This window comes from Priestia sp. AB (assembly GCF_028369225.1).
Classification (GTDB): domain Bacteria; phylum Bacillota; class Bacilli; order Bacillales; family Bacillaceae_H; genus Priestia; species Priestia megaterium.
In genome coordinates, this window is record NZ_JAQMYN010000005.1 from 260456 (window position 1) to 274204 (window position 13749).

At 39.3% G+C, this 13749-nt stretch carries 12 protein-coding genes and 1 pseudogene; 11 read left to right on the plus strand and 2 right to left on the minus strand.

What is annotated here, in order from left to right:
- Positions 1-119: 119 nt before the first annotated feature.
- The 7 genes from POF52_RS17385 (at position 120) to POF52_RS17415 (ending at position 8555) form a co-directional block, all read left to right on the plus strand.
- Positions 120-1505, plus strand: a complete 1386-nt coding sequence (locus POF52_RS17385) for an LLM class flavin-dependent oxidoreductase (RefSeq protein ID WP_074893961.1) — start codon at positions 120-122, stop codon at positions 1503-1505.
- A complete protein-coding gene (locus POF52_RS17390; RefSeq protein WP_271993655.1) occupies positions 1502-2683 on the plus strand; it encodes an acyl-CoA dehydrogenase family protein in 1182 nt (393 codons plus the stop codon). The genes POF52_RS17385 and POF52_RS17390 overlap by 4 nt, the downstream gene beginning before the upstream one ends.
- 108 nt (positions 2684-2791) lie before the next feature.
- On the plus strand, positions 2792-3925 hold the full coding sequence (gene ssuD, locus POF52_RS17395; RefSeq protein ID WP_271993657.1) for an FMNH2-dependent alkanesulfonate monooxygenase: 1134 nt from the start codon (positions 2792-2794) through the stop codon (positions 3923-3925).
- Positions 3926-3940: 15 nt separating this feature from the next.
- On the plus strand, positions 3941-5131 hold the full coding sequence (locus POF52_RS17400) for an acyl-CoA dehydrogenase family protein (RefSeq protein WP_271993659.1): 1191 nt from the start codon (positions 3941-3943) through the stop codon (positions 5129-5131).
- A gap of 343 nt (positions 5132-5474) precedes the next feature.
- Positions 5475-6419, plus strand: a complete 945-nt coding sequence (locus POF52_RS17405) for an ABC transporter substrate-binding protein (RefSeq protein ID WP_016763165.1) — start codon at positions 5475-5477, stop codon at positions 6417-6419.
- 79 nt (positions 6420-6498) lie between these two features.
- Positions 6499-7533: a FecCD family ABC transporter permease gene (locus tag POF52_RS17410; protein WP_016763166.1), complete on the plus strand. Its 1035-nt coding sequence runs from the start codon at positions 6499-6501 to the stop codon at positions 7531-7533.
- A 5-nt stretch (positions 7534-7538) separates the two neighbouring features.
- Positions 7539-8555 carry a FecCD family ABC transporter permease gene (locus POF52_RS17415; protein WP_034654110.1) on the plus strand — a complete coding sequence of 339 codons (1017 nt, stop codon included), beginning with the start codon at positions 7539-7541 and terminating at the stop codon, positions 8553-8555.
- A 278-nt stretch (positions 8556-8833) separates the two neighbouring features.
- Here POF52_RS17415 and POF52_RS31175 read toward each other — a convergent pair whose 3' ends face one another.
- Entirely contained in the window at positions 8834-9154 is a 321-nt protein-coding gene (locus POF52_RS31175; RefSeq protein ID WP_416434306.1) for a DUF3231 family protein, read from the minus strand.
- A gap of 138 nt (positions 9155-9292) precedes the next feature.
- Positions 9293-9533: pseudogene (locus POF52_RS17425) on the minus strand (DUF3231 family protein); the annotation flags it as partial.
- A gap of 249 nt (positions 9534-9782) precedes the next feature.
- On the opposite strand from POF52_RS17425, the gene nei reads away from it, so the two are divergent.
- The 4 genes from nei to murQ all read left to right on the plus strand — a co-directional run bounded on the left by nei (position 9783) and on the right by murQ (position 13739).
- On the plus strand, positions 9783-10601 hold the full coding sequence (gene nei, locus POF52_RS17430) for an endonuclease VIII (RefSeq protein ID WP_016763169.1): 819 nt from the start codon (positions 9783-9785) through the stop codon (positions 10599-10601).
- A gap of 105 nt (positions 10602-10706) precedes the next feature.
- Entirely contained in the window at positions 10707-11084 is a 378-nt protein-coding gene (locus POF52_RS17435) for an FAS1-like dehydratase domain-containing protein (RefSeq protein ID WP_034654106.1), read from the plus strand.
- A 213-nt stretch (positions 11085-11297) separates the two neighbouring features.
- A complete protein-coding gene (locus POF52_RS17440; protein WP_271993668.1) occupies positions 11298-12677 on the plus strand; it encodes a DUF6612 family protein in 1380 nt (459 codons plus the stop codon).
- Between the two features lie 156 nt (positions 12678-12833).
- Complete coding sequence (gene murQ, locus POF52_RS17445) at positions 12834-13739, plus strand: N-acetylmuramic acid 6-phosphate etherase (RefSeq protein WP_271993670.1); 906 nt, start codon at positions 12834-12836, stop codon at positions 13737-13739.
- The last annotated feature ends 10 nt before the right edge of the window (positions 13740-13749 follow it).

The following is a 13749-nucleotide window of genomic DNA, read 5'->3' on the forward strand; positions in this document are numbered from 1 at the left end:
ATGTTTCATTATAAAGAGAGAAGTTTCGTTGACACTCTGGAAGAATATGTTTTAAGATTACTTCCAAACAGATTTAATTCTTAGTTAATTTATGTATTTAATTAGTTTTGGAGGTTTCTATGGGGAAACATATTTATTTAAATGCGTTTGATATGAATTGTGTTGTACATCAGACACCTGGTTTGTGGACGTACCCAAGTGATCAGGCGGCCGAATATAAAACGTTAGATTACTGGGTGAAGTTAGCTAAGTTATTGGAAAAAGGAAAGTTTGACGGTTTGTTTTTAGCCGATGTATTAGGTATTTATGACGTTTATAGGAAAAGTAATGAAGGAGCTCTTAAACAAGCTGCTCAGCTTCCAGTGAATGAACCAACTGCGCTTATTTCCGCTATGGCATATGCAACAAAGCATTTAGGGTTTGGGGTAACGGTGTCTACTACTTATGAGAAGCCTTATGCGTTTGCGCGAAAATTTTCGACGTTGGATCATTTAACAAATGGACGTATTGCATGGAATATTGTGACTTCATATCTTGAAAGCGGGTCAATTAATCTAGGATTAGAAGAACATTTTACGCATGAAACCCGTTATGATATTGCCGATGAATTTTTAGAAGTTTGCTATAAATTATGGGAAGGAAGTTGGGAGGAAGGAGCTGTTGTAAAAGATAAAGAAAAAGGGATCTTTACACTTCCAGACCGGGTTCATCCGATTAATCATAAAGGGAAGTGGTTTAGTGTTCCGGGTGTACATTTATCAGAACCTTCCCCGCAGCGAACTCCAGTTTTATTTCAAGCAGGAGCTTCTGCCCCAGGAAGAGCATTTGCCGCCAAACATGCTGAGTGTATCTTTACAAGTTTTCCTACTAAAAAAGTAGCCGCAGATTATGTGAAAAAAATGCGCGCTCAAATCGCCGCAGAAGGCAGAGACCCACAGAGCGTATTAATTTTTAATTTATTTACACCAATTGTTGGACGAACTGAAAAAGAGGCTGAGAAGAAGCTTGCTCAGTTTGAGAGCTATGTCAATTTCGAAGGAGCAGCTACGCTGTTTAGCGGCTGGACGGGAATCGATGTTTCTGCCTATGAACCAGAACAGCCTATTGAATTTATTGCGACGAATTCAGTTCGTTCCGCTTTAGAGAAATTTACAATAAGTGATCCCGATAGAAAGTGGACGGTAGAAGAGGTAGTGAAATTTGTCAGTATCGGAGGAATGGGACCTGTTACTGTGGGGAGTCCGGAACAAGTAGCTGATTTTATGGAAGAGTGGATAGACGATACAGGCATGGATGGGTTTAATATGGCTTATGTGACCACGCCGGGAACGTTTGTTGATTTTATTGATTTAGTGATTCCTGTTTTGCAGGAAAGAGATTTATTCAAAACAGATTACAGCGAAGGAACTTATAGAGAAAAGCTATTTAAAAAATCACATTTCTTGCCTGATGAACACTATGGCGCTCAGTATCGAAAGACGAGCCAAAAGGAGAGTTTAACATGACTGCAACAACTGTAAAGGAAGAAATTTATCTTGATCAAGCAAAAAAGCTGTCCGTTTCTTTTGCAAAGGATGCAGCACAAAGAGATAAAGAAGGCGGAACACCTAAACAGCAAAAAGATGCTATTCGCAAAAGCGGGCTGTTAAATTTATTAATTCCTCAAAAATATGGCGGAGAAGGCGGGAAATGGTCAACGGTTTTAGCTATTGTTCGAGAGTTGGCGAAAGGCGATGCAGCATTGGGTCACTTATATGGCTATCACTCCTTGTTTGTCTCAGATATTCGAATCAAAGGCACAGAAGAACAGCAGGCCTATTTTTATCCTTTATCTGTTCAGCAGCAAGCTTTTTGGGGAAATGCCTCTAATCCTTTAGTAGAAAGCCTAAAAGGTGACAAGCAATCACAAGGTTATCTATTAAATGGAACGAAAGCGTTCGGTTCTGGTTCACCGGATTCTCAGTACTTATGGCTATCATTTAATGACAGAGAAACGGGGCAATATTTAAACGGAGTCGTGCCTACTGACAGAACAGGCATTACCGTTAAAGATGATTGGAATGCGATGGGACAAAGACAGACGGGAAGTGGAAATGTAGATTTTAAAAATGTACGAATAGAAGAACATGAAGTGATTCAAGATTTTGTTGAAAAACCTACTCCTTTTTCAACTATTGGAGCCTCGCTGTCGCAAATTATTTTAACGAATGTCTTTATAGGAAGCGCTTTGGGAGCAATTGAAGAAGCACAAAACTACACGGCTTCTAAAACAAGGCCTTGGTTAACATCAGGAGTAGAAAAAGCTTCGGATGATCCAGGTATACTGCGAAAATACGGTGAACTCTGGATTCAAGCGAAAGCAGCCAGTGCACTTGCAGATGAAGCAGCTCTCATATTGGATGAAGCGTGGGAAAAAGACAGAAAATTAACGGAAGAAGAACGTGGAAACCTAGCAGTTCACGTAGCGGCTGCCAATGTTTTTGCTGGTAATGCTGCACTGGATATCACAAGTAAGATATTTGAAGTTATGGGAGCGCGTTCGGTTCATGCTGAATACGGATACGATCGATTCTGGCGTAATGTAAGAACTCATACTCTTCATAATCCAGCTGAATACAAGCTTCGAACGGTTGGGAACTGGGTGTTAAATCAGCAGTATCCTACACCTAATCCGTATGCTTGATTTAAAAATAGTAAAAAATGAAGCTATCAGACAACTGAGGGTCCTTATTGCAGTTTATTTGTAATAACGGAGTTTTTTTTATGGAGCTTTAAAAAGGGGCGAATACAAGTGGAGTTATTTTGGTTTATTCCAACGTATGGAGATGGACGTTATTTAGGAAGCTATGAAGGAGCCAGGGCTGCAAGCTATTCTTATTGCAAACAAGTTGCACAAGCTGCGGATGAGCTAGGATATAGCGGGGTTTTGCTTCCAACGGGAAAATCATGTGAAGACGCGTGGATTGCTGCATCTACTTTAGTGCCAGTCACTGAAAATCTGAAGTTTTTAGTAGCGGTACGCCCGGGTTTAATGTCGCCTACACAAGCTGCAAGAATGGCTGCAACATTTGACCGCTTTTCGAAAGGAAGGCTCCTTATTAATGTCGTAGCAGGAGGAGATCCCGTTGAGTTAGAAGGAGAAGGAGTGTTTTTAAACCATCACGATCGCTATGAGCTGACAGATGAATTTTTAACGATATGGAGAAGGGTATTAAATGAATCCGATGTTCACTTCGACGGAGACTACTTGAGTGTTAAAGGTGGCGACGTACTTTATCCGCCAGTCCAAAAACCGTATCCTCCCCTTTATTTTGGAGGTTCTTCTCCTGTAGCGATGGACGTTGCCTCAAGGCATATAGACGTCTATTTGACTTGGGGAGAGCCTCCTGCACAAGTAAAAGAAAAAATTGAAAGCATGAAAGAAAAAGCAAAGCAGACAGGAAGAGAAATTCGATTTGGCATCAGGCTTCATGTCATTGTTCGTGAAACTGAAGAAGAAGCCTGGAAAGCTGCAGATGAACTGATTCAACATGTAGATGAAGAAGCTGTTAAATCAGCCCAAAAAGTATTTTCTCGAATGGATTCAGAAGGTCAAAAACGTATGAGCGCCTTGCATCAAGGTGACCGTTCAAACCTAGAGGTAAGCCCTAATCTATGGGCTGGTGTAGGTTTAGTTCGAGGAGGAGCAGGGACTGCTTTAGTAGGAGATGCTGATACGGTGGCACAACGAATCAAAGAATATGCAGAGTTAGGTATCGAAACATTTATTTTATCTGGATATCCCCATTTAGAAGAAGCATATCGAACAGCAGAGCTTTTGTTTCCAAGGCTTCCAGTTAAGCGTAAGCACGATGAGAACGAGCGCACATTTATCAGTCCATTTGGTGAAGTGAAAGCGAATGATAAAACACCCGCTAAAAGGTGAGAAAGGAGGGTAATCATGAACAACACCCAAACGATTGCAGCGTCTCAAGAGAAGATCCTTGAATTGGCTAACCAGTTGGCTAAAGAGTTTTCCAAAACCGCTGCAAAAAGAGATAGAGAAGGTGGAACGCCTCTACATGAGCGTAATTTGCTTAGAAAAAGCGGTCTTTTAGCTCTCCCGATTCCTAAAGAATACGGGGGTTATGGAGCTGGCTGGCCGATTGTTTTTAAAGTCGTGAATATCATTGCGAAAGCAGATAGTTCACTTGCGCACTTGTTGGGGTATCATTATTTGACGGTTTGTTCGACGTTTCTGTTTGGAAGTACTGAGCAGTACAAAACTTTTTACAAAGAAACAGCAGCTCAGCAGCTATTTTGGGGCAATGCCTTTAACCCTAGAGATTCAGGACTAAAAGCAGTTCGAGAAAATGGAAGATTAATGCTCAGCGGAAGCAAGAGTTTTTGTTCCGGGGCAACCGATTCAGACCGTTTGTTAGTATCGGCTCAAGAAGAAGGAAGCGGTGAGGTATTGCTATGTGTACTTCCTACTCATAGAGCCGGAATCGTTACTGAAGATAATTGGGATGGATTTGGCCAGCGCCAAACGGATAGCGGAAGTGTAAAGTTTGAAGATGTTATCGTTTATGAAGAAGAAATATTGCGTAAAGCAGCTGAAGAGCAAAAGGTTTTTCCTACGGTACGAACGCATATGGCTCAGCTTATGCTCACTCACTTATTGTACGGTATTGCTCAAGGCGCTTTGGAAGAATCAAAAGTTTACGTGAAGGCTCATACAAAGCCGTGGATAAGTTCAGACGTTGAAGCAGCAGAGCAAGATCCGTACATTGTTCAGCAATACGGTGAAATGAGTTTAAACCTTCATGCTTGTTCAGCACTTATAGAAAAAGCTGTTGCAGAATTTGATCATGCATGGAAAAAAGAAGATGCGCTAACGAAACAGCAGCGGGGCGAGTCCGGAGTTGCGATTGCGTTGGCCAAAACATTTACTGTCAAAACGGTCTTACATATTACCTCTACTATATTTGATGGGATGGGAGCGAGAGCCACGTCTGATCAGTATAAATTTGATCGATACTGGCGCAACGCCCGGACGATTAGCTTACACGATCCTATTGCTTATAAGCTGCGTGACATAGGGAAATGGTGTCTTAGCAGTGAACTGCCGCCTATTACACCATATTCATAGAAAGTCTGCTAAAAAGAGGCTGGGAGAAAAATAGTTTAGTTGAAGGAAGATCCGAACGATGAATCGTTCGGATTTTTTTATGGTGATGGTGAACGTAGGTTTCATATATTGAGTTGCTTCTAGCCGTGTCTCAAGCAGTTCAGCTCATATATCCCATTTGTTCGTCTTTAGATTGGAATGATGTAGCTATATCTCAATCTCTTTTTTGTAGAATAGATATAATTTTTTTAAATAAAAAATAACGAATCAGCTTGTTTAAATAGATAAAACTGATATAATGATAACGATTATCAGTTTCAAGAGTCGATTATCTACATAAAGATACAAGCAGGAGGAATGACATTTGAATAAGAAAAAAATAGGACTGCTGGCTTTTATTACAATGCTGGCAATCGGAATGCTTATCGGCTGCAGCAGCACGAATAAGGGAAATTCAGCTGATGAAAAAAGTGAAAAAACAAGAGTGGTCAAGCATGAGCTTGGAGAGACAAAGGTAAAAGAGAATCCAAAGCGAGTAGTCGTATTAGAGTTAGGCTTTATTGATGCATTGTTAGATGCTGGTATCAAACCTGTAGGAGTAGCTGATGATGATAAAGCAGAACAGCTTATTGATAAAGATGTACTAAAAGAAATCAAAGGATACAAATCAGTTGGCACGCGAGCGCAGCCAAGCTTGGAATCGATTAAACTGCTGAAGCCCGATTTGATTATCGCCGATTCAGAACGTCATAAAAATGTATACAAAGAATTATCGAAAATTGCGCCAACGATTGAGTTAAAAAACTTAAATGCTAATTACGATGATTTACTAAATACAGAGTTAAAAGTAGGAGAAGCGGTTGGCAAGAAAGCAAAAGTTGAAAAAGTGGTAGAAGAGCATAAGCAAAAAATGAAGGATTTAAAAGCAAAAGCACCAAAAAATCCGGGCAATGTACTTGTTATCGCTGATGCAAATGGTAATATTAATGCTAGAACTTCAAATTTCTTTACAACGGGTGTTCTTGAGCAATTAGGCTTCAAAAATGCATTAACAGATCCTACAAAAGAGTACAGTGTAAAAATGACAATGGAACAGCTTGTAAAAGCAGATCCGGACAAACTCATTGTTATGCGAAATGAAAAAGGTCATACGCCTTTAGCAAAACAGCCATTATGGAAAGAGCTAAAAGCGGTTAAAAATAATCAAGTGTATGAAGTTGATGTATTTAAATGGTCTCTTCGCCGAAGTGTACAAGGTGCAAATGGTATTGCAGATGAAGCAGAAAAGTTATTGTTTGAAGGCAAATAATAACGAAGAAAAGAACAATCCAGCGGGATTGTTTTTTTCTTTTTAATGAACTTTCAAATGAAAGGAGGCGCAGTCTACTATGAAAGCTGTTCACGGCTTATCCAAAAGAAACAAATCTCCGCTTCGTATAATAGCTATTTTTCTTGCGGTTATTATTCTTTTACTGATTTCAATGTTTTTATCTATTTCCATCGGTTCTATACATATTTCTTTTGGAACGATTAAGCAAGCTATACTAAATTTTGACGGGTCAAAAGAACAGTCTATTATTCAAACTGTCCGTCTGCCTCGCTTACTGGTAACGGCATTTGTTGGCGCTAATTTGGCTGTCGCTGGAGCGTTGATGCAAGCATTAACTAGAAATCCATTAGCTTCTCCTGGTATTTTTGGTATTAATGCCGGCGCGTCAGCGGCAATGGTATTTTTAACGGTTTTAGTGCCTAGTGTAAGCATGATTGGTGGGGTATTTGGTGCATTTTTAGGGGGCGCATTTGCTGCTGTTATTGTTTATGTCATGAGTTCGTTGATTAAAGGAGGCGACAGTGATGTAAAGCTTGCTTTAACAGGTGTTGCTATACAAGGTATGCTTACGTCTCTCACGCAAACGCTGCTGATTTTTAATGAAAGCAAAACAGAAGGCGTTATGTTCTGGCTCACCGGTTCAGTTATTGGGCGAGATTGGGGACATGTTCATGTATTGGTTCCTTTTAGCATCGCGGGCCTGCTTATTGCGTTTGGTCTGGGAAGAGCGTCTTCTTTATTGTCTTTAGGAGATGACGTAGCTAGAGGACTCGGGCAGCGAGTCTTTGCCATTAGAGCGTTCACTGCAGTTGTTGTAATTGTATTAGCAGGTGTTTCGGTGGCAATTGCGGGTCCCATTGGCTTTGTAGGGCTTGTTGTTCCTCACATGGTACGCTATTTAATAGGTGTAGATTACCGGGTCGTTTTGCCAATGAGCGCGCTGCTTGGTGCATCTTTATTGCTGTTAGCAGACGTATTATCACGATTTATTACATACCCGTATGAGACTCCTGTAGGTGCAGTAACAGCATTGCTCGGAACGCCGTACTTTATTTACTTAGCGAGACGCAAAAAAACAGAAAGGAAGGCATGAGTTATATGCAGACTGTCAATAAAACAAAAAAGCAGCCATCTCGATTCAAGTCTGTCGGCCTGTTTATCATTCTTTCTGTCTTAATTATAGCGCTGAGTGTGATAAGCCTTAGCTTAGGAGACATTAACATACCTCCTCTAGACATTATTACGTCTTTTATTGGTATTGGCGATCCTGACTTGACGTCCATTTTAGTAGAATTTCGTCTGCCTCGTATTTTGCTGGCTATTTTAACAGGAGTCGGCCTAGCTGTGTCCGGAGTCGTCGTACAGTCCATTATGAGAAATCCGCTCGCTAGTCCAGATACATTAGGTCTATCAAGCGGATCAGGATTAGCAGCTGTTGCAGTCACTATTTTACTGCCTTTAGCAACCCCATCTGTTTTATCCGTCGCTGCGTTTGCAGGAGGCTCGCTTGTCTTTGTAATCGTCTATTTGCTTGCTTATAAAAAAGGAGTAGAACCTATTCGATTTGCATTAATAGGTGTAGCAGTCAGCGCTTTTTGTTCATCCGGTATTCACTTGTTAATTTCAAAAGCAAATCCAAACGTAAATGCGGCACTGATTTGGCTGAGTGGCAGCTTATGGGGAAGAACATGGGATCAATTAATTGGTTTACTTCCCTGGGTCGTTATATTAGTACCGCTGATTTGGCTGTTAGCTGCCCGGTTAGATTTAATTCATCTAGGTGATGAAGTGGCTCGAGGACTAGGGGCTAGAGTAGAGTTAATTCGTCTAGTATTGCTGGCAAGCGCAGTGGCAATGACGGCTGCGGTTGTATCGGTGGTTGGCACAATTGGCTTTGTAGGGCTTATTATTCCTCATGTGGCCAAACGGTTAGTGGGACCGAGACACAAAAAATTGATTCCTACAGCCGCTTTGCTTGGCGCTTTGTTTGTACTAGCAGCAGATTTAATTGGGAGAGGAATTGCTCCTCCGATTGAAATTCCGGCTGGATTAATCATTGGCATTATCGGCGCTCCGTATTTTCTTTATTTATTGTGGAGAGAATCTAAAAAATGAGGGTGTGACAAAAGTAGTGTAGTTAAAGTTAAACACGAACTATTCATCAAAAATGGATGAATAGTTCGTGTTTTTTTTGTAATCATGGTGAACGTAGGTTTCATATATCCCTATTGCTCGTCTTTAGATTGGGTTCATTTCGTTATGTCCCAATCTCATTTTTATTCCAAATGAATTTTTGGGAATGGAATATGCGGAGGCTCTTCTAGCCATCCTTGTTCAATACTTATTCTTGATACTTCTTTGGCGTATTCCAAAATTTCATTCGTGAAGTTTTTTTAGTTTAAAGCGAGATCTAAACGCGGGCTCGTTGACATCGCCAGCCCGTATCCACGTACATTTTCAGTAATCATCGCGGCCAGGTGAAACATCATGAGTTTTTCTGAAAATGGAGGAACGGAAGACTTTTCTACTCCGTAATCCCACTTCATTGTGACCGGTATGTTTTCTACCATTAGCGGTTGTGACAGGGATTCAATGTGCTGCTGTACCTGCTCTCTACCTTTTAACAAAAAAGCTTGAATTTCCTGAGAAGGAGCTGTTTGAGCAAACCCTAAAATTAAATCCTTTGCAATTAAGTTCGTCTGTATGCTTGACACGATATGAGAAATTTCAATGACCGTTAACGGCCGCTTTTCATCAAAATAGCTTCCTAAGAAGAGTTCTTTATCGTTTGAAATATGCTTCAAATAAAGCAAATAAAAAGAATCCGAAAATAATTTTGGAGCTTCAACATTAAGGTCTTCTTCGCCGAAACCTAGCGGGATTGGCATATTTTCTTTTAAAAAGATAGCAGTGAGCGCATCACTGTTTTTTGTTGTGATGCAGTGTACCTTGAATCGCTTTTTGAATATCTAAATCGTCTACATGACACAGAAAATGTTTAATCATACAAGAAATTACTTTATCGTTCATATATTGCTTCCAAATAACAGCCATCTCGGCGGCTGATAGTGGAGAAAATGATTGATTGTTCATAATAAACTCCTCATATATAGATAATTAACAAGTTTCTAAAAGGTTATCAACTAGTATAAGTCAAAGGAAGTAAGATAAACACTATAGAAAGTAAAAAAAGGTAGCAACATTTTACTATAAGAGTAACCGTCATGCATAATTTAAAGGTTCTTTTAGGAAAAGAAGCGTTCAACCGCTTCTTTCTTGCAAAGCAGAAATAAAACCGAAATAATAAATGAAGAAAGTTAGGCAAGAAAGGAGTTTCATTATATGCCAGAAGGTCCAGAAATTAGACGAGCAGCCGATGAAGTGGAAAAAGCGATTATTAGTCTTCCCGTTAGCGAGATATGGTTTGCTTTTCCATCTTTACAGCATTACGAAGAAGTATTAACGGGTGCTCGTATTAAAAGGGTAGATACAAAAGGGAAGGCTATGCTTATTCGTTTTGACAATGGCTATACCATTTATTCACATAATCAGCTTTATGGAAAATGGTATGTACGTTCATCTTACAATTATCCATCTACAAACAGACAGCTGCGTCTTGCTATTCATAATGAAAAGAAATCAGCGCTGCTCTATAGCGCTTCTGATATTGAAGTATTGCGTGATGAAGAAGTTTCTGCTCATCCTTTTGTATCAAGAGTAGGTCCGGATATTTTAAGTGAAGAAGTAACGGCAGATGAGCTTTTAGATCGCTTTTACTCTAAGCGATTTTACCGCAGAAAATGGGCGTCGCTGCTGCTAGACCAAAGCTTTATAGCGGGGATTGGAAATTACTTGCGCAGTGAAATCCTATTTGTAGCGGGAATTAATCCTGCATCTCGTCCGGTAGACTGCACGGAAGAACAGCTTAAAAAGGCAGCTGAAGCAACCATTTCTCTTGTCAAACAGTCCTATGAAACGGGTGGCATTACAAATGATGTAAAGCTTGCTGAAACGTTAAAAAAGAAAGGCCAAAAGCGCTCTGAATACCGCCACTGGGTTTTTAACCGTGAAGGAGAAGCTTGCCGAATTGACGGCACGCATATCTTAAAAGTGCAAGCTGCTTCTAGAAGGCTTTATTACTGTCCTACTTGTCAAAAATAGCAGGATATATTTATTCTGCTATTTTTTTGATGCGGGAATGAATGACTGTTCATTTTTTGTGATATAGTTAAAAAGTAAAGTCATAACCTTAAGGGGAGGGATAAGATGGAATGTAAAACAGGAGATACATTTACGTGGCAAAGAACGTTTCAAGAGGAAGAAATCATGCAGTTTGCAGAGATGACTGGAGACCGGGGCAAACATCATATAGAACGTGACGAAAAAGGGCGGCTAATGGTGCATGGACTTATGACTGCTAGTATTGGAACAAAAATAGGAGGAGACTTAAACTATATTGCAAGAGAAATGGTGAGTGAATTTCTTCGTCCAGTTTTTGCAGGAGATACAGTTACCTGTGAATGCATATTAACTGAAGTAGAAAAAGCAGATGGTTTTCAAAAAGTGAAAATTAAATCAGTATATCGAAATCAACAAGGTAAAGAAGTACTGATAGGGACAAGTAATGGAATTATTAGAGATTAAAACGAAAACGTTAACAAAAATAAGTTATGAAGGTTGTTAGAAAAGTCACGGATTCGTGACTTTTTTATTGTGCAATTTCCTTCTTTTGTTGGTTACCATTTAAATGTAAATATGGTAATTTAGTAAAGTTGGGTTTTATAAATGGTAAAAATGTGTATTTACTAAGTACATAGATTCTTGTTTCTGGAAAAATATTCAAAAAGGAGTTCTTACATGAAAAAAATAATGAATACCAGCTTAGCACTATCATTCGCTCTATTGCTTTCGGCATGTGGGATGCCGTCTTCAGAGGAATTAACGGGTGACGTGAAAGAAGCACAAGAAAAGGTGAAAAATGTTCAAGTGAAGGTCACTGGAAAAGAAGAAGGGTCCTCTGATTACCAAGTAAACGGAGTACAAGAGTTTGATTTTAAAAGTAAAGCAGGTTATATTAACACAAAAATAAACGGCGAAGAATTGAAGATGTATCATGACGGTGATGAAACGTTAGCTGTGGCTGGAGAAGAAAGCACAAAAGTACAGGGGGAAGAAAAAAAGTACGTTACGGCTTTAATCAATAACGCTAGGGAGCTTCAACAAAATCCAATACGCTACTATCAAAAATATGATAAAAATCTTCCAGATGAATTTGACGTCACTGAAAAAGACAAAGAGTATGTATTAACATTTAACGGAGACAAAGACAAAAAGCAAAAAATTGTAGCAGGTGATGCTAAAGCTTATTATAAAATAACAAATCAAGGCAGCGATACCGCTGTAGACCTTGACCAAGTTAAAGGAAAAGATTTTTCGCTTGTTGTGACAATTGATAAAGAAACGAAGCAAATAAAGAAAGTAGTAAAAAATCAGTCGTATTCAGTTAAAGTAGACGGAAAAACAGAAAACTCAAAGTCTAAGCAAACCTATACGTATACATACAATCAATTAGACAATGTAACAAAACCAAAAGTGGAAGCAAAAGCCGCTGCTGCTTCTACAGATAGCAGCACCGAAACGCCAAATAAAGAAAAGCAAGCTGCTTATGCGAAGGAAGCGGAACAATATGTGGATGCTTTAATTCAAGCAACTGTTTATCAAAATACAGATCAATTTGTTGCTAAACATCCGAATCAGCAAGATAAGAAACAGGTGAAAGAAAAAGGGGAGTTCCAAAAGAGTTCGTTTGTAGAGTTTTTTGAAACGAATTTTAAAGGTGCCTTATCATCATTGAGCTCAAATATAACCGACGAGCAGTTAAACGAAGTAAGCAGCGCTTTTCTAAAAGCTCTTTCATCTACAAAATATACTATTAAAGATGCAGCGTATAGTGATGAAGATGATGCGTACGTCGTACAAGTCGAAATTCAAGGATTTAACGATGCAAGTGTATTAGCAGAAGTCATGACACCACTTGCAGAAAAATATCAGGCGGGTGAGCTGAGTAACGAGCAGTTAGTAAACGAACTTATTGACGGAGTAGCAAAACGCTATCGTGAGCCAGTTGAATTACTTCCGGCAAAAACAGTCCCTGTACACGTCGTAAGAAATGGTGAAAAAGATTACGAAGTTTTAATGCAAGATGAGTATCTGTTAACATTTGCTCAACAATCATAAATAGACATAAAAAAAGATTTCAGCTATATGCCTGAAGTCTTTTTTTATGTTAATTTAAAACATAATTTTAAAAAATAAAATAAATTATTGAAATTATATTTTAAAAAAATTATAATAACCATAACTTCACTACATGATGAAAAAGGAGCCGAAAAGATGAATGAACTGCTTACGTTATTAACAACAGAGTCCCAAAACGAACAGACAATGAAGATCGATACAGCTAGTACAAAAGAAATTTTAAACATAATGAATACAGAAGATCAAAAAGTAGCGCTGGCTGTACAAAAAGTACTTCCAGACGTAGAGGTGGCAGTTGAATTTGTAAGTGAATCGTTTCAAAAGAAAGGCCGGCTTATTTATGTAGGCGCAGGAACAAGCGGACGACTGGGAGTATTGGATGCTGTTGAATGCCCGCCTACTTTCAGTACCGATCCCAATCAGGTACAGGGATTGATGGCTGGAGGAGAAAAAGCATTTGTTAAAGCAGTCGAAGGTGCTGAAGATAAAGAAGAATTGGGAGCAGCAGATTTACAAAAAATTCATTTGAATGAACGAGACACAGTCATTGGAATTGCTGCAAGCGGACGCACTCCTTATGTGATTGGTGCATTAAGATATGCAAAATCTGTAAAAGCTAAAACGGTGGCTCTGTCTTGTAATGGTAATTCGCTTATTGGAAAAGAAGCGGACCATAGTATTGAGGTAGTAGTAGGTCCGGAAGTGCTAACAGGTTCCACAAGGTTAAAAGCAGCAAGCGCTCATAAAATGATTCTCAACATGATTTCTACCGCGGCTATGATTAAAGTAGGAAAAGCGTACGAAAACTTAATGATAGATGTTCATGTGAGTAATGAAAAGCTTAAAGAACGAGCGATAGGTATTATTTGTAAAATTACAGGTGTTTCTTATGAGCAAGCAAGTCAAACGCTTGAAGAAGCAAATAATGAGGTAAAAACAGCAGTGGTTATGATCAAAACAAATGAAAATTATGACACCGCGAAGTTGTTACTGAATAATGCGGGCGGTTATGCGAGAAAAGCGATTGAACATTACGTATAAAGGAGAGAAA

Coding starts and splice junctions, on each gene's coding strand:
- POF52_RS17385 (WP_074893961.1), top strand. CDS start 120: ATGGGGAAACATATTTATTTAAATGCGTTTGATATGAATTGTGTTGTA.
- POF52_RS17390 (WP_271993655.1), top strand. CDS start 1,502: ATGACTGCAACAACTGTAAAGGAAGAAATTTATCTTGATCAAGCAAAA.
- POF52_RS17400 (WP_271993659.1), top strand. CDS start 3,941: ATGAACAACACCCAAACGATTGCAGCGTCTCAAGAGAAGATCCTTGAA.
- POF52_RS17410 (WP_016763166.1), top strand. CDS start 6,499: ATGAAAGCTGTTCACGGCTTATCCAAAAGAAACAAATCTCCGCTTCGT.
- POF52_RS17415 (WP_034654110.1), top strand. CDS start 7,539: ATGCAGACTGTCAATAAAACAAAAAAGCAGCCATCTCGATTCAAGTCT.
- nei (WP_016763169.1), top strand. CDS start 9,783: ATGCCAGAAGGTCCAGAAATTAGACGAGCAGCCGATGAAGTGGAAAAA.
- POF52_RS17435 (WP_034654106.1), top strand. CDS start 10,707: ATGGAATGTAAAACAGGAGATACATTTACGTGGCAAAGAACGTTTCAA.
- POF52_RS17440 (WP_271993668.1), top strand. CDS start 11,298: ATGAAAAAAATAATGAATACCAGCTTAGCACTATCATTCGCTCTATTG.
- murQ (WP_271993670.1), top strand. CDS start 12,834: ATGAATGAACTGCTTACGTTATTAACAACAGAGTCCCAAAACGAACAG.